The organism is Micromonospora sp. NPDC048830 (assembly GCF_043198215.1).
Lineage (GTDB): Bacteria > Actinomycetota > Actinomycetes > Mycobacteriales > Micromonosporaceae > Micromonospora.
The window spans coordinates 65,358-82,191 of record NZ_JBICUP010000003.1 but is presented as its reverse complement, the minus strand read 5'-3'; the positions used below and the strand labels follow the sequence as shown (position 1 = coordinate 82,191).

Below are 16,834 nucleotides of genomic sequence, written 5' to 3'. Positions count from 1 at the left end.
AGAAAGCGGCCGGTCAGCCGGTTCTGGGCGGCGCCACCGAGTCCCGGATGACCGCCGGACAGTCGATCTCGTGCATTACGGGGCTGGCCGAGTCGCCGTCGTGGTCGGCGTTGAGGAGGTACTCCGCGGCCCAGCGACCCATCTCGTAGTGCGGCAGCTGGATCGTCGTCAGCGGTGGGCTCGCGTACGCGGCGAGTTCAATCTGGTTGTCGTACCCGACGACGGAGACGTCGCCGGGAATCGAGAGCCCGAGTTCCTTGATGGCGTAGTACGCGCCGACCGCCATGCGGTCGCTCGCGCAGAAGATCGCTGTGGGCGGGTCGTCGGCGAGCAGCAGGTCGCGGACGTGCGCGTGACCCGAGTCGGCTCGGTAGGTACCGTGACGGACCAGCGTTTCGTCGTACCTGACGCCGTAGTCCCGAAGTGCCAGTCGGTAACCTTCGAGCCGGCGACTTGCCGCGTACGTGGTGGGCAGGCCGTTGACGAATCCGACCCGCCGGTGGCCTGCTTCCAGAAGGATGCGGGTGGCGGCTCTGCCGCCGGCCATCTCCGCGGGAACGACGGACGCGAAGCGACTGCTGTTCGCGAAGCAGTTCAGCAGGACTGTCCGTACGTCTTCGAGCCCTCGAGGAGGCGCAACCTCCCGGGTGTACATCGCCGCGAAGATGACGCCGTCGACATCGCGGCTCAGCACTGCCTCCACCGACGCCTCCTCCACCTCGGGCGCGCCTTGCGTGTTCAAGACGGTCAGCAGGTGGTGCCGGGCCCACGCGGCGTCGTGCGCACCGCGGATCGTGTCGCCGGCGAACGCGGTCGTCGCGACCTCGTCGGTGACGAACGCAATCGTTTCCGACCGCTGCGTCCGCAGCCGCCGGGCGGCGTGGTTGGGTCGGTAACCGAGCGCCCGGACCGCCTCCTCGACCCGCAGCCGGGTGGCGGCCGGCACCGCCTTGCCACGCGGGTCCTCATTGATAACGAACGATACAGTTGTGGGCGACACGCCGGCCAGCCGTGCCACCTGTGCCATGGTTGGCCGCTTGGGTTGGTTCGCCGGCATCCGCGCCTCCAATCGTTTTACTAACAGGTTTCACCTAGGCGCATCCGGTGTCAACACCGGTCGGCAAGGTTGCTCCGTGGCCGGGCACCCAGGGTGCGCCGGCCCCGCCGGGCAGCTGGGCGCCAGCACCACCGGCCGATCATGTCATCAGTTGGAAACGAGCCCGTCAACCTCTTGACACCATGTTCACCGCCTGTGTATCCATTTACTAAATCGAAACACCCCACGCTTCCACGGGCGATCTGCGCAGGCGGATGCCCTGCTGGCCCCAGGCGGATGCCCTGCTGGCCCGTCGCCACTCACGGCGACATCACTTTCCTTGCCTTCGATGCGTCGGCGGGCTGCCGGCGATGACCGCTGTCCGATCACACCGCCACCCCGCTTCCCAACTGCGGTGGTCGGCAGCGAGAGGAGTTGAACCAGGCGATGATCCGAAGAACGAGGCGGTTGGTCATATGGGGCGCGGCTGCCGTGGTGGTTGCGGCAGGTGCCGTGTATCTGGTGCGGTCCGGGGAAGGCCCACAGGCTGCTGTGTCACGCAGCGATGGCGTGGGTACTCCGTCGGCCCGCGGGTTCCTGGAGCCCCCGGCCCTGGCGGGCAAGGTCGCCGCCGGCGAGCTGCCGCCGATCGACGAGCGGCTGCCCAAGGAGCCGTTCGTCGTCGGCCCCGGGGTGCTGCTGCAGCAGGAGCACATGGACTGGCAGGACGGCCGGTACGGCGGCACGCTCAACGGTGCGGCGACCTTCGCGACCGGTTTCGTGAACATCGCCGGCAGCTCGACGATCCTGCGCTCACCCAGCCAGACGACCGGGACGAGCGTGCCGAACATCGTGAGCGCGTTCTCCCACTCCGACGACTACACGACGTTCCGCTTCACGATCCGGGAAGGTCTTCGCTGGTCCGACGGCGTGCCGGTGACCACCGACGATGTCCGGTTCACGTTCGAGGACGTCTATGGCGACCCGGACGTGCAACGGCCGTGGCCGACCGACCTCTACACGCAGGGCGACGCCAACCTCGGACCGGCCAAGCTCAACGTCATCGACCAGTACACCTTCGAGCTCGCGTTCAGCAAGCCCTACGGGTTCTTCGTCGCCTCGCTCAACTCGTGGATCCCGAACTACGACATCATTTTCAAGCCCGCCCACTACCTCAAGCAGTTCCACCGTAAGTACGCCAAACCCGACGTGCTGGAACGGCTCGTCAAGGAGAACAAGCGCAGCAGCTGGGTCCAGCTGCTGCAGTCCAAGGACGTGCCGCACTGGGAGATCGGCGAGGCCCGGGCAATGGGGCTGCCGGTACTCAACGCGTGGGTGCTGACCGAGGCGACCGAGAGCCGACGGGTCTACGAGCGCAACCCCTTCTTCTGGCACGTCGACGCATCCGGTCGGCAGCTGCCCTACATCGACAAGGTCGTCAACAACATCGTCGTGGACACCGACGCGCAGACCAACGCGATCCTCGCCGGACAGGTCAGCGTCGCCTCCGGCGGCGAGGTGACGCTCGCCAAGATGCCGGTCTACCTGCAGAACGCACAACGCTCGAACCTCAACGTCTTCACGACCGGGTCGTTCAACAACCCGCCGCTGCTGTTCCTCAACCACGACTACGACTACAAGGCCACGGGCAGCGGGTGGCAGAAGCTGGTCACCGACCCCGATCGCCGGTTCGGTCGGGCACTGGCCGCCGCCATGGACTCCGACGGCGTCAACAAGTCCGTCTTCTTCGGCCAGTACGGCCCGCCGATGCTCAACAACACGGTCCATGACCCGGCCTTGGCCAAGCGACTACTCGACGAAGCAGGCATGAACCGCCTCGACGGCAACGGATTCCGGCTCGGCCCCGACGGCCGCCAGTTCACACTGCGGATCACGTACGCGGCCGCATCGGCCGACTTCACCCCGGTCGCCGAGCTGCTCAAGGAGCAGATCGAGGCGGTGGGCATCCGAGTGGACCTGGACCGGGTCGACACGACGCTGTTCGACCAGCGCAAGGCCGCCAACCAACTGATGGCTTCCCTGGCCTGGAACGACGGACCCGCCTGGCCGTCCGGCATCTCCGAGGACTACCTACCCGTGCACAAGGGGCCGTGGTCGCCGGCCACATGGACCTACTACATCAACGGAGGCAAGGAGGGTCGCCAACCACCGGCGTATCTGAAGGCGTTCTACGACCTGCACACCGCCCGCAAGCAGTTCCCGCCGGAGTCGGCGCAGGGCCGCCAGGTTTACGACCAGCTGATGCGGTGGCTGCAGGACAACTACGTCTTCATCCCCACCACCGGCACGCGCACCACACCCAATGTCGTGGACAAGCGCCTGCGCAACGTGCCGCAGAAGGGCGCGCCGTACGAGCTGGACACCTACATCAACGCCGAGGCGATGTGGTTCGCCGAGCAGTAGCCGACGTCAACCGCCTGGCCCTGCTACGCCGGGGCCAGGCGCCGACAACCTAGGACTGAGCCGTGTTGCACTACATCATCCGGCGCCTGCTCATCTTCATCCCGTTCCTGGCGTTGATCTCAATCGTGTCGTTCACCATCATCCAGCTGCCACCCGGCGACTACGTGGACACCTACGTCCAGAACCTGCAGCAGCAGGGCGGTACGGTCAACGCGCAGGAGAGAGCCGCCATCGAGAAGCAGTACGGGTTGGACGAGCCCTTCCCAGTCCAGTACGGGGTCTGGATGGGGCACGTCCTGCGCGGCGACTTCGGCAACTCGTTCCTCTACGACCGTCCGGTTGCCGACATCCTCGCCGAGCGCGTTCCGCGCACGATGGCGATCGCGTTGGCGGCGATCCTGTTGACCTGGCTCATCGCCATCCCCATCGGCATCCTGTCGGCACGCCGGCAGTACTCCGTCTGGGACCATGCCTTCACGTTCCTGAGCTTCCTCGGGCTGGCCATCCCGGGGTTCCTGCTGGCCCTGGTCCTGATGTACGTGGTCTACGACAAGACCGGCTGGCTGGTCACCGGCATCAACTCGCCGGAGTACCGCTCGGCCCCGTGGTCAGTGGGCAAGGCCGTCGACATGCTCAAGAACCTGTGGTTGCCGTTGGTCGTGCTGGCCGTGACCAGCGCGGCTGGGGTCAGCCGGGTCCTGCGCGCATCGCTGCTCGACGAGCTCAAGAAGCAGTACGTCACGACCGCACGCGCCAAGGGCCTGCCGGAGGGCAAGCTGATCCTGCGGTATCCGGTCCGGGTGGCCCTCAATCCACTGATCAGCACGATCGGTTGGATGTTGCCCGCGGTCGTGGGCGGTGAAGTCGTCGTCTCGAAGGTGCTCAACCTCCCGACGACCGGACCGGTCCTGCTGGACGCGATCCTCTCCCAGGACATGTACCTGACCGGAGCCCTGGTCATGATGCTGAGCGCGCTCACCGTCGCCGGGACTCTGCTGTCCGACATCCTGCTCGCGGTCCTCGATCCCCGCATCCGGTACGAGTGAGCGGCGGTGACGACATGAGCAGGACCGACAGCACGCCGGCGGCGACCCCGACCGTGACACACCCCCAGCCCCAACGCCACTACACCAACACGCGCGGCGAACAACTGCTGCGCCGATACCAGCGAGCCCGCAAACGTGGACCCCGTGCCGAGCGGCGGCTGTCCGAGGCGTCACAGCGCCGGCTGGTGTGGGCCCGGTTCAAACGGCACCGTCTTGCCGTCGTGAGCCTGCTGCTACTCGTCGGACTGTACGGTGTCGCGCTGCTGGCCGAGTTCGTGGCGCCGTACGGGAAACTCGATCGCTTCCCCGACGCCACCTACGCGAGCCCGACACGCATCCACCTGTTCCACGAGGGGAAGATGCAGGCGCCGTTCATCTACGGCGAACGCGTCACGCTCAACCCGGACACCTTCGAGTACGAGGCGGTCGCGGACACATCGCGGCGCTACCCGGTCAAGCTGTGGGTCAAGACCGACCCGTACAAGCTCGCCGGCGTCGTTCCGATGGACCGCAAGCTCTTCGGCACCGGCGACGACAGCCACCCCGTCCTGCTGTTGGGAGCCGATCACCTCGGCCGGGACCTGTTCTCCCGCGTCCTGCACGCGTCCCGGGTGTCACTGCTGGTGGGATTCGCCGGCGTGCTCGTCAGCTTCGTCCTTGGGGTCTTCCTCGGTGGGCTGTCGGGCTACTTCGGCGGACGGGTCGACGCGGTGATCCAACGCACCATCGACTTCATCATCAGCGTCCCCCTGATCCCGCTCTGGATGGCGCTGTCGGCGGCGATCCCCCCGGGCTGGTCCGGAGTCCAGACCTATTTCGCGATCACCCTGATCCTGTCCCTGGTCGGCTGGACCGGACTCGCGCGTGTGGTGCGCGGCAAGGTCATATCGCTGCGCGAGGAGGACTACGTCACGGCGGCGAGGGTCTCGTCCGCAGGGCACCTGTCCATCATCGGCCGCCATCTGCTGCCGGCTTTGACCAGCTACCTCGTCGTGCACATCACGATCGCCGTACCCAGCATGATCCTGGGCGAGACGACACTGAGCTTCCTGGGCCTGGGCGTCACCGCACCCGACGTCAGCTGGGGGTCCCTGCTCCAGCAGGCCCAGGACGTGACCGTCGTGGCCAACTATCCGTGGCTGCTGACGCCCGCCGCGTTCCTGGTCGTGGCGGTCATCCTGTTCAACTTCGTCGGCGACGGGCTGCGTGACGCCGCCGACCCGTACTCCCGCTAGACACCCTCTGCGCGAAAGGCCACCGGTGAGATTCTTCTACAAGCCCCGCTTCGGCGTAATCGGCGACTGCATCCCCTACTTCTACGAGGGCAGATACCACATCTTCTACCTGCGCGACTACCGCGACCCTGACTCGCACCGCTTCGGCAGCCCCTGGCATCACGTCTCGACCACCGACTTCGTGCACTTCGACGACCACGGTGAGGCACTGCCGAAGGGCACCGACAACGACCAGGACCCTGCGGTGGCCACCGGCTCGGTATACACCGACGACTCCGGCCGCCACCACATCTTCTACACCGGAATCAACCCCGCATTCCGCACCGACACCCAGCGGGAGCAAGCCGTCATGCACGCCGTCAGCGACGACCTCCTGGCCTGGAAAAAGGTGCCCGGTGAAGTCTGGTACGCCGACGAGTCCCGCTACGAGCGACACGACTGGCGCGATCCGTTCGTTTTCCGTAACCCCGACACCGGGCGTTACCACATGCTCCTTGCCGCCCGGCTGGCTCAGGGACCAACCGCGAGCCGCGGATGCACCGCTCTGCTCACCAGCGACGACTTGACGAACTGGGCGGTCGAGGACCCGTTCTACGCGCCAGGCCGCTACCACGGCCACGAATGCCCGGACCTGTTCCGCATCGGCGACTGGTACTACCTGGTCTTCTCCGAGTACACGACCCGGACCACCACCCGATACGTCATGAGCCGCTCTCTCGACGGCCCGTGGACCGCGCCGAAACACAACCATTTCGACAACCGCGCCTTCTACGCGGCCAAGACCGCCAGCGACGGCGAGCGCCGATTCCTGTTCGGTTGGAACCCCAGCAAAGTGGGCAACACCGATAACGGCGAGTGGCAGTGGGGCGGCTGCCTGACCGTCCACGAAATCCTCCAGAACGACGACGGCACGCTCGCCGTCCGGATGCCGCCGCAGGCGCACCACGCCTTCGGCGAACCCGTACCCGTCGACCTCACACTCGACGACACGGCCTGGACGGGCAGTGCCGGCACATACCGGGCGGACGCCCGCTACGCGCGCAGCACGGCGGTCGGCACGGCCACCCCGGAAAGCTACGTCCTGGAGGCGACCATCACCTTCGAACGCGACGGCGGCGAGGCGGGACTCCTGCTCAACACCGACACCGGCGCGCACAACGGGTACTTCCTGCGCCTGAGCACCGAGGACCAGGCCGCCCAGTTCGGCAAGGTCGGCGGCTACCGCTCCTGGTACCTGGACCACATGCCCGAACTGGACCGACCACTGCCCATCCGCCCCGGACAGCCCGTCACGATGCGGGTCATCGTCGACAAGACAGCCGTGGTCGCCTACCTCAACGACACAGTCGCGCTCAGCGCCCGGCTGTATCCGAACACGGCCGGCCGGTGCGGGCTGTACGCCGACGGCTCCTCGGTCACCGTTGCTGGCCTGTCGCTGCGGCCAATCCCCGGTTCGTGACACGTTCCCGCACCGCAGCCGACCAACAACCGCAACGACAAGCAGACGGGTTAGTTTCATGACGCACGACGGGCCGACGTCCACCGAGCACAGCGAAGCCCGCGATCTCGCAGAACTCGCGTGGACCGACCGCCACCGGCCGAGGTTTCACTTTCTGTCCCCCGGCGGATGGCTCAACGACCCCAACGGTTTGACGCACTGGAACGGCACGTACCACCTGTTCTACCAGTACAACCCTGATGCTGCCGTCCACGCCGATATCCACTGGGGACACGCCACCAGCGCCGACCTCGTCCATTGGCACGATCAACCAATCGCGCTGACCCCGGGCGACGGCCCGGACGCCGACGGCTGCTGGTCCGGCATCCTCGTCAACCATGACGGAACGCCGACCATCGTCTACTCGGGGAACCGCAACGGCGAACAACTCCCTTGTCTTGCGACCGGAGACCCCGAACTGCGTACCTGGCGTAAGGACCCCGCCAACCCCGTCATCACCGAACGCCCGTCCGAGCTGTCGCTGGTCGCGTTCCGCGACCACTGTGTGTGGTCGGAGAACGGACTGTGGCACCAGCTGATCGGCGCCGGCATCCGCGGTGTGGGCGGAGCCGCCCTCCTCTACACATCGCCTGACCTGCGGACCTGGCAGTACCATGGGCCACTGCACGTCGGCGACGCCGGCGCCCACGACCCGGTGTGGACCGGCACCATGTGGGAGTGCGTCGACCTGTTCCCGCTCGCCGACCGTCACGTGCTCGTCCTGTCGGCCTGGGACAATGGCACCACCCACCATCCCGTCTACTACACCGGCCACTACGCCGACACCCACTTCACCGCTGATCCGCCCGCGCTACTCGACTTCGGCAAGCGGTACTTCTACGCACCCCAGACCATGCGCGACGACCGCGGACGCCGGATCATGTTCGGCTGGATCCAGGAAGGACGGTCCGACGCCGCGGCCGTCGAGGCCGGCTGGTCCGGCGTCATGTCCCTGCCCCGGCAGGTGTCGCTCGACGCGGCCGGCCGCCTCTCCGTGGCACCCGTCGCCGAAGTCGCCACGCTGCGCGGCACGCGGGCCAGCACCCCGGCGCACCAGCTCACCGCCGGGGACACCAGCTGGCTCGAGAACGTGCACGGCGACCAACTCGACATCGAAGCCCGGATCACCATCAGCGAAGGCGCGGCAGTCGAACTCGCCATCCGCAGCACCCCGGACGGCGCCGAACGCACCGTCCTCGCCCTCGACCGCGCCAACCACGAGATCCGGCTCGACCGCACCGCCAGCAGCCGCCAGGCTGATCTCGATACGACACCCATCCGCGGGCACCTCCCGATGGACGCCGACGGCACCGTCGACCTCCGGATCCTCATCGACCACTCCGTGGTGGAAATCTTCGCCAACGGGCGCTCGCTGACCGCCCGCGTCTACCCCACCCGGCCCGACGCCCTCGGCGTCACCATCACCGCCACCGGCGGCAGCGCGCACCTCCACCACCTCGACGCGTGGACCATGACCGACATCTGGACCGCCCCCCGCGCCCTGCGCCCCTGACCGCCCAGGAGACAGCCATGCCCGACCTCACATCCTTCGGTTTCCTGCCACCCCGGCTCCAACCCGGCCTTCGCAGCCGATCCATCACCGCCGAAAATCCCACCGGCGGCAAGGGCGCCGGCGGCCGCACCGCGTCGATGCTCGGCCCAGGGCGAAAGGGCCGGCCCTGCCTGACCCTTCCCGCCGGCCAGACCACCACGCTGGCCGACATCGACGGACCCGGCCGGATCACCCACCTGTGGTTCACCTTCCCGGACCACACCGACGCGGTCGGGTTCGTCCTGCGCGACATCGTCCTGCGCGCCTACTGGGACGGCGAAACCGAGCCGTCGGTGGAAGTCCCGATCGGTGACTTCTTCTGCTGCGGATTCGGCGCCCGCGCCCTCGTCACCTCCCTGCCCATCCTCGTGGCACCCACCGGCGGAATGAACTGCTACTTCCCCATGCCGTTCGGCACCAACGCGCGGCTGACCGTCACCAATGAGCACCCCGTCGACGTCGACGGGTTCTTCTTCCAGATCGATTACGAACTCTCCGACCACATCGACGAGCAGACCGGCAGGTTCCATGCCCAGTGGCGCCGCCAGAACCCCACCACCGCTGGCCGCGACTACACCATCCTGGACAACGTCACCGGTCGCGGCGCGTACGTCGGCACCTACCTCGCCATCACGGCCCTGCAGCGCCACTGGTGGGGCGAGGGAGAGGTGAAGTTCTACCTCGACGGAGACGAGGAATACCCGACGATCTGCGGAACCGGCACCGAGGACTACGCCGGCGGGGCCTGGGCCTTCCAAGACCGGCTCAGCGCCGACCACGAACCGCAGGTGCTCACCTTCAACGCACCCTTCTGCGGCTACCCCCAACGGCTCACCAACGACCCCTCCCGGCAGAGCGTGTACGCCACCGCGATGGCACCCAGCCACGGCCTCTACCGGTGGCACCTACCCGACCCGATCCACTTCACCACCGACCTGCGGGTGACCCTGCAACAGATCGGCCAGGTCGGCCCCGGAATCTTCGAACGCAGCGACGACGTGTCCTCCGTCGCGTACTGGTATCAACACGAACCACACACGCCGTTCCCTGCTTTTCCGTCACGCGACGACCGGACGCCACGGTGAACACGCCCAGCGCGGCCCGCTTCGCCGTAGTCGGAGAAGCCATCGTCGACGTCGTCACCACCGGCGACGGGCAGACCCGTGAACTGCCTGGCGGATCCCCCGCCAACGTCGCCGTCGGCCTCGCCCGCCTCGGCAACGCCGCGACGCTGCTCACCCAGATCGGCGCCGACGCCCGCGGCGACCTGCTGCGCCACCACCTGGCCGCCAACGGCGTCACCATCCACCAGGCCGCCACGGCCGAGCTGCCCACCAGCGCGGCCTACACTCACGTCGACCCCGATGGGCAGCCCCACTACCGGTTCGACGTCCAGTGGCAGGTCGACACCGTGAGCACACCCCACGGCGTCACCCACGCTCACGTCGGCTCCCTCGGCGCGTTCCTCGAACCCGGCGCGACCGCCGTGCGCACCTGGCTCGGCCGAGCCGGAGTCCTGGCCTCGTTCGACCCCAACTGCCGGCCCGCGCTCATGGGCCCACCGCACGCCGCCCGGCGCCGCGTCGAGGAGCTCGTCGCCGCCGCCGGCATCGTCAAAGCCAGCGATCAGGACCTCGCCTGGCTCTACCCCGACACCAGCATCGAGGACGCGGCCGCCCGGTGGCTCGCCGCGGGCCCTGCTCTCGTCGTCGTCACGCAGGGCGCCGACGGCGCGTATGCCACCACCGCTAACGCCACCATCCGCACCGGCGCCCCCCGTGTCCGCGTCGTCGACTCCGTCGGAGCCGGCGACTCCTTCATGGCAGCCCTGGCCGACGGCCTGCACCGGCAGGGGCTCCTCGACCACCAGGCCCTGACCCACGCCGTGCCACAAACGCTGCACGCAGTGCTCACCCGCAGCGCCGCGGCCGCCGCGATCACCTGCACACGACCCGGAGCCGACCCCCCAACCCTGGCCGAACTCGACCCCTTCTTTCACGGCACCGATCGGTGGGCCCCCTCGGCGGCAGACCGGTCGTCCTGAGCCGACACCGTGCCCGAGCGGCGTGCAGGCCAGTCCGGTTCCTGCGCATAACCAGGTCAGTCTGCGTCGATGCCGTCGGGGCTGGGCCAGGCGGGGGTGTCCAGTTCGTGCTCGCCAGCGGTCGGGCAGCGTGTTGTCGGTCCTGGCGTTGCGGTACGTCACCGTGCACGGGCCGAGGCAGCGGCCGGACTGGCCATCGGGTCGGGTGCTGCGGCGGCGCTGACCGGTGAGCAGTACGTGTTCGGTGACCGGGGGGCCGGGGCGGGAATCCGGTCGACTACTACGCGTCAATGGTGCTGCCCGACCTCCGCGGCTCGCCCGGCGCCCGTACCGCCGGGAAACTCGGACCGTGGGCCATTTCCTGCCCAACTGACGTGACGGTCGAGCGGGACATGGAGCGGCCGGGTGACCACGGGCGCTGGGATGGGACCGCTGCGTGCCGTGGCGGTGTACCGGCGTCACCCACCTCGGGACGTTTCTCGGCAGGCGTGGGCCACTCCCGCTGGACGCGTTCCGGGCTGTCGTGGGGGTCAACCTCGTCGGGACGTCTCAACGTGCCCTGCCGGGCCATCGGGGCTTGGCCGGCGGCTCCCAACGGGATGGCGACGATGACGGGTCCGAGGGTAAGCCAGTGGCGGGCGACGGCGTCCGAGGCCTCGCCGGGTAGAGGTACTCCAGGTCGTCGCAGGACGCCCTCACGATGTGGGCGTGCGTCGCAGCGCGTTCCACGTCGGCGAGCGCCCGGGTCAATGAAGGCCGCACGTTCGGGTCGTAGGAAACGATCACGTTCGGGAACGCGGTGCGCATCAGATCGAGGACTGCCGTCGCGCAGATGCGATCATGGTGGCCTGCGACCCAGTGTGTGCATCAGGATGGTTGAGGGCGGCAGAGTGGTCGGTGGAAGGTCCCAGGTGATGTCGAACTGGCATGTCGCGACTCCGTGATCGTCGACATGTGCGAGCGTGACGCTGGTCGGCGACGACGACACCGGGTCGCCGAGCAGCCCGATGTTCTCGCGTTGGAGGTATGCGACCAGCCGTCGCCCGCGGGCGTCGAGACCCACTCGGGTGGCGAAGGTCGCCGCGAGGCCGACCGCCACGTTGAGTGGGCTGCCGCCGGGTTGCTCGTTCTTGGCCTGACCGTGGCGGACCACCACCACGTCGACGAGAGACTCACCACAGGTCTTGTGTGACCCGCATCCGCGCAGGCCAACGGCCTGAGGCCTCGAAATGTCACAGATTTGCCACGAGCTGTTTACACGCGGCCGGGTCGTGTGCTCCACTTCCGTTAGTCGTTTAACGAAGGTCACCCTCGCCACATCGGCGCGCCTCGGTCACGAACCGGATGAGGCGCCGGGTGGCGGCCGGTCGTCGATGAGGCGAGAACACGCCGACGTTCCGTGGGGTGTGCCTGGGCGAACGGGCGAGCCACGCCCTGTCGGCGGCAGGTCGTGTCCACTGGTGGTCGTGTGCAGGGCTGGGAGGTGACGCGGATGGCGACGCAGAAGGATGTCGCGGTTCGTGCTGGTGTCTCGGTGGCGACGGTGTCGATGGTCCTGGCCGGCCGTGATGCCGGTCGGGTGACACCGTTGGTTCGTGCTGCCGTGCAGCGTGCGGCCGCGGAGCTCGGCTACGTTCCCAACCTGATCGCTCGCGGTTTGAAGACGCGTCGGACCCACACGATCGGGCTGCTGTCCGACGCGGTGGCCAGCACGCCGTTCGCCGGTCAGCTGTTGGCCGGCGCCCAACAGGAGGCTTGGAACAGGGGCTACCTGTTGCTGAGCATTGACACGGGCGGCGACCACGCGTTGGACGCCCCGGCCATCCAGGCGCTGACGCAACGCCACATCGATGCGCTGGTCTACGCGTGCATGTACCACCGGGAGGTGCAGCTTCCGCCGCTCCCTGCCGGGTTGCCCGTCGTCATCCTCGACGGCCGCCCGGCGAATGAGGATGACGGACGCGCCATCGATTGGGTGGTTCCCGACGAGGTGGGCGGCGCACGCGCGGCGGTCGAGGAGCTGATCCGTGCCGGCCATAGCCGTATCGGGTTCTGCACGCAGCGCGATGACGTTCCGGCGACGCGTGGTCGCCTGGCCGGCTACATTGCCGCGCACCGCGACGCCGGACTCGACGTCGACGAGTCGCTGATTGTCGCGGCGGACGACAACACCGCACCGCATGGGGCGAACGCTGCTGCCCATCTGCTCCGGCGCCCGGACCGACCAACCGGCCTGTTCTGTTTCAGCGACCGGATCGCGATGGGCGCCTACCGCGCGGCGCGTGCACTGGACTTGGGCGTTCCGAGCGACCTGTCCATCGTGGGCTTCGACAATCAGGAGTTCGTCGCGGACTCGTTGGCGCCGCCGCTGACTACCATCCAGCTACCCCACTTCGAGATGGGCCGTTGGTCTGCTCAAGCCGTACTCCGCCGGCTCAGCGGCGACGACGACCCGCAGCCACGCATTCGAGTGATGCCCGCGCCGTTGATCCGACGCGGTTCGGTCCAGACACCGAACGTGTCACGCCTTCGCCGCCAGCACGCCTAGTCGCCCTTTCGCCGCCGGGCCGGCCCGGGCGGTCGTTTCGACACTTTGGGAGACGATATGTACAAACTGTCCAGAAATGTTAGTTCACGTTCCGTGACGGCCGAGAATCCGACCGGCAAGCCGGGGAGCGGTGGACGCGCCAACAACGGACGCAAGGGAAGGCCCTGTATCGAGCCGCTAGGGCGAGGAGAGACGGTCACGCTCCTCGACGCATCCGGTCCCGGAGTCGTTCGGCGGATCTGGTGCACCCTCCCGCCTGGTAACGCCGACCATCTCCGCAACGTCATCGTGCGGATGTACTGGGACGGGTCTGGCTATCCGAGCGTCGAGGTGCCGATCGGTGACTTCTTCGGTCTCGCGCATGGACAGCAGCGGCCTTTCGAGACCGCCTGTGTGGCCATGCAGGGTGGGACCGGCTTCAACTGCTGGATCCCCATGCCGTTTCATGACGCGGCACGGATCACCGTCACCAACGAGTCGGCGACCGACGTGGCGATGTTCTTCTACCAGATCGACTACACGATCGGTGACGACCTCACGTCGGCCGGTCTGTTCCACGCATCGTTCCGGCGCGAGAACCCGGTGCCGCTGGGCGAGGACTTCCTGATCCTCGACACCACCGGCGGGCCGGGTGTTTTTCTCGGCGTCGTTCTCGGTATCCGCAACCTCTACCCGCACAGGCACGAATGGTGGGGCGAAGGGGAAGTCAAGTTCTTCCTCGACGGGGAGGACTTCCCCACCATCTGCGGTACCGGGACAGAAGACTACATCGGCAGCGCATGGGGCACACCGGAAATCGCCAGCCCCTTCCAGGGTGCGCCGCTGATCGACGACGACGCCGGCTTCTACTCGCTCTACCGGTTCCACGTACCGGACCCGATCTACTTCCAGTCCGGCTTGCGGGTCACCATCCAGCAACTCGGTGCTGGCGACCGGCCCGCCGCGCTCAAGGTCTTGGGCGATCCCGCCCTGCTGTACCGCGCCGTGGGCACCGACGAGGATTCCGACCTCTGCCTGTTCGAACGCAGCGACGACTACAGCGCCGTCGCCTTCTGGTACCAGACCACACCGACCCGCGTGGCGCCGCTGCCTCCCGCGGCAGACCGCGTCCGCGACCTAGCCTCCGCGACCCACCCCAGCCAGTAGGAGAAACGGTGTTCCGAAAGATGCTCGCCGCCGCCCTCGCGGCCCTCCTCGTAGCCGGTGCTGCGGGTTGCGGCGCCGACCCGTCCGAGTCCGACGGCAAGGTCACCCTGACCCTGGCATACCCGAGTGACCCCAATGCCCAGGCCAAGCTCGACACCCTCGTCCGGGAGTACCAGAAATCCAACCCCGACGTGTCCGTCGAGTACGTGTTCATCCCGTTCACGAGCTGGTCGGACTACATCACCAAGGTCAAGACCATGGTCGCCGCCGACAACGCGCCAGACCTGCTACGCCTCGCGGTAGAAGGCATCCGACAGTTCGTCGACGACGACCTCGCCATGCCGTTCGACGACTACGCCGCCCAGCACGGCGAATACGTCACGTCGCTGGGCCTCGACCAGGTTCATCCCAAGATCCAGGCGCCGTTCACCATCGACGGCAAGACGTATGGTTACGCGTTCGACTGGAACAACGTCGTCATGCACGTCAACACGGCCCTGTTCAAGGAGGCCGGCGTCGCGATGCCCACGAAGGACTGGACCAAGGACGACTTCCTCAACGCGGCGCGGATGCTGACCAAAACCGTCAACGGCCAGCAACAGTACGGGTTCATGGTGCCCAACGACTACTTCCTGACCACCGGCTTCCTCTACAGCAACAACGCCAGCGTCCTCAACGACGACATGACCAAGGCCACCATCAACCAGCCGAACGCCGTTGACGTCGTCGAGTTCATGCACGACCTCGTCCACACCTACAAGGTGTCACCAGTTCCCGGCCCCAACGTCGACGCCGGGCGGCTGTTCATGGCCGGCAAACTGGCCATGTACCCCGCGGGCAGGTGGCCCGTCGCCGGCTACGCGCAGAACAACTTCACTACCTTCGACGTCCAGTACCTGCCGAAGTTCCAGACGCAGACGGTCGCCTTCGGCACGGGCGCCTTCCCCGTCCTGAAGACGAGCAAGCATCCGCAGGAGGCGCAAAGGTTCGCGATGTGGCTGTCGGCCAGTGAGTACGCGCAGAAGACGTTCCTCGCAACGGACTCCATCCCGTCACGGCGCGATGTCATGGCCGCCGTCACGACGGTATCGCCACCGGCGAACGGCGCTATCTTCCCCGACAGCGCAGACACCGCGAAGGCGATCCAGGCACCCGCGCAGTACACAGACGTCTCGACGATCGTCGTCAAGGCCCTGTCCGAGGTCTACTCCAACCAGAAGACAGCACAGGAAGCCCTCGACCAAGCCGCCAAAGACATCGACCGCGCGCTGGGCGACTAGACCTCCGCCGGCGGTGGCCTGCGCTCAGCGCCGGCCACCGCCAGTGCACAGCGAAAGGCACTTCGGTGGTATCCCACAACTACCTGATCCAGCACCCGACGACACGGGCCGCCAAGGCACGCATCCGGCGATCCAGGGACAGCTCGCCTTTGGCCGCCTACAGCTTTCTGGCACCCGCCCTCGGACTGTTCCTGATCTTCGTCGGCCTGCCGATGCTCGGGGCGTTCACCCTTGTTTTCCTCGACTACCGCATCGTCGGCCCGCCCCGCTTCGTGGGACTCGACAACATCCGTCGGCTCCTCGACGACCCAATGGTCCCGACGGCGTTTGGCAACACGCTCAAGATGCTGCTTCCCCTCGTCGCGGCGCATTGCGTCCTCGGACTGGTTCTTGCCTACGCGACCTTCCGCGTATCCGCGCGCGCCGCGTCGTTCTACCGAGCAGTCATCTACTTCCCTACGATCGTCACGACGGTATCCGTGGCCGTGGCGTGGGGGTTCATGCTCGACACCGACAACGGGGTCGTCAACTACTACCTCGCCAAACTCGGAGCCCCACACATCCCATGGCTCTTCTCATCGACGTGGAGCATACCGGCGATCATAGTGTTCAGCGTCTGGAAGTTCGTGGGCACGCCCTACCTGTTCTTCCTCGTCGGCCTGCAGAACATCCCACACAGCTACCTCGAGGCCGCCAACGTCGACGGCGCCAATTCCTGGCAGCGCTTCCGCTACATAATCCTGCCCCTGCTGACACCGACGACGTTCCTCGTCATCGTGCTGTCGTTCATCAACTACCTGCAACTGTTCGACGAGCCTTTCGTCCTCACCGGCGGAGGTCCCGGCACGTCGTCGACCAGCGTGAGCATGTACATCTACCAGAACTTCGAATCGGGTCGGTACGGATACGCGTCCACGATCGCCGCAGTGCTTTTCGTGTGCATCCTGGCCCTCACACTCGTGCAGTTCCTGGTGAGCAAGCGATGGGTGCGATACGACAATGATTAGTCCCCGGAAGCACCGTCT

13 protein-coding genes are annotated in these 16,834 nt (G+C 67.1%); 11 read left to right on the top strand and 2 right to left on the bottom strand.

The features are described from left to right. Positions 1 to 13 precede the first annotated feature (13 nt). Positions 14 to 1,018: a LacI family DNA-binding transcriptional regulator gene (locus ACGFIZ_RS04535; RefSeq protein ID WP_393415768.1), complete on the bottom strand. Its 1,005-nt coding sequence runs from the start codon at positions 1,016 to 1,018 to the stop codon at positions 14 to 16. Positions 1,019 to 1,606: 588 nt separating this feature from the next. Here ACGFIZ_RS04535 and ACGFIZ_RS04530 point away from each other — a divergent pair. The 7 genes from ACGFIZ_RS04530 to ACGFIZ_RS04500 all read left to right on the top strand — a co-directional run bounded on the left by ACGFIZ_RS04530 (position 1,607) and on the right by ACGFIZ_RS04500 (position 10,835). Next, positions 1,607 to 3,460, top strand: a complete 1,854-nt coding sequence (locus ACGFIZ_RS04530) for an ABC transporter substrate-binding protein (protein ID WP_393415766.1) — start codon at positions 1,607 to 1,609, stop codon at positions 3,458 to 3,460. Positions 3,461 to 3,522: 62 nt separating this feature from the next. After that, positions 3,523 to 4,506 carry an ABC transporter permease gene (locus ACGFIZ_RS04525; RefSeq protein WP_393415765.1) on the top strand — a complete coding sequence of 328 codons (984 nt, stop codon included), beginning with the start codon at positions 3,523 to 3,525 and terminating at the stop codon, positions 4,504 to 4,506. Between the two features lie 14 nt (positions 4,507 to 4,520). Further along, a complete protein-coding gene (locus tag ACGFIZ_RS04520; RefSeq protein ID WP_393415763.1) occupies positions 4,521 to 5,741 on the top strand; it encodes an ABC transporter permease in 1,221 nt (406 codons plus the stop codon). 25 nt (positions 5,742 to 5,766) lie between these two features. Beyond that, positions 5,767 to 7,200 carry a GH32 C-terminal domain-containing protein gene (locus ACGFIZ_RS04515; RefSeq protein ID WP_393415761.1) on the top strand — a complete coding sequence of 478 codons (1,434 nt, stop codon included), beginning with the start codon at positions 5,767 to 5,769 and terminating at the stop codon, positions 7,198 to 7,200. 58 nt (positions 7,201 to 7,258) lie between these two features. After that, a complete protein-coding gene (locus ACGFIZ_RS04510; RefSeq protein WP_393415760.1) occupies positions 7,259 to 8,752 on the top strand; it encodes a glycoside hydrolase family 32 protein in 1,494 nt (497 codons plus the stop codon). 17 nt (positions 8,753 to 8,769) lie between these two features. After that, complete coding sequence (locus tag ACGFIZ_RS04505) at positions 8,770 to 9,876, top strand: glycoside hydrolase family 172 protein (RefSeq protein ID WP_393415758.1); 1,107 nt, start codon at positions 8,770 to 8,772, stop codon at positions 9,874 to 9,876. Further along, a complete protein-coding gene (locus ACGFIZ_RS04500) occupies positions 9,873 to 10,835 on the top strand; it encodes a carbohydrate kinase (protein WP_393415757.1) in 963 nt (320 codons plus the stop codon). The genes ACGFIZ_RS04505 and ACGFIZ_RS04500 overlap by 4 nt, the downstream gene beginning before the upstream one ends. 838 nt (positions 10,836 to 11,673) lie before the next feature. On the opposite strand, the gene ACGFIZ_RS04495 is transcribed toward ACGFIZ_RS04500, so the two are convergent. Further along, positions 11,674 to 12,144, bottom strand: coding sequence for a hypothetical protein (locus tag ACGFIZ_RS04495; RefSeq protein WP_393415755.1), 471 nt, complete (start codon positions 12,142 to 12,144; stop codon positions 11,674 to 11,676). 183 nt (positions 12,145 to 12,327) lie between these two features. On the opposite strand from ACGFIZ_RS04495, the gene ACGFIZ_RS04490 reads away from it, so the two are divergent. The 4 genes from ACGFIZ_RS04490 to ACGFIZ_RS04475 all read left to right on the top strand — a co-directional run bounded on the left by ACGFIZ_RS04490 (position 12,328) and on the right by ACGFIZ_RS04475 (position 16,816). Beyond that, complete coding sequence (locus ACGFIZ_RS04490) at positions 12,328 to 13,383, top strand: LacI family DNA-binding transcriptional regulator (RefSeq protein ID WP_393415753.1); 1,056 nt, start codon at positions 12,328 to 12,330, stop codon at positions 13,381 to 13,383. 93 nt (positions 13,384 to 13,476) lie between these two features. After that, the gene (locus ACGFIZ_RS04485; RefSeq protein WP_393415751.1) at positions 13,477 to 14,529 is read left to right on the top strand and encodes a glycoside hydrolase family 172 protein; all 1,053 of its coding nucleotides are present in this window, start codon (positions 13,477 to 13,479) and stop codon (positions 14,527 to 14,529) included. 20 nt (positions 14,530 to 14,549) lie between these two features. Next, positions 14,550 to 15,809 carry an ABC transporter substrate-binding protein gene (locus ACGFIZ_RS04480; protein ID WP_393415749.1) on the top strand — a complete coding sequence of 420 codons (1,260 nt, stop codon included), beginning with the start codon at positions 14,550 to 14,552 and terminating at the stop codon, positions 15,807 to 15,809. A gap of 65 nt (positions 15,810 to 15,874) precedes the next feature. Then, positions 15,875 to 16,816: a carbohydrate ABC transporter permease gene (locus ACGFIZ_RS04475; RefSeq protein WP_393415747.1), complete on the top strand. Its 942-nt coding sequence runs from the start codon at positions 15,875 to 15,877 to the stop codon at positions 16,814 to 16,816. The last annotated feature ends 18 nt before the right edge of the window (positions 16,817 to 16,834 follow it).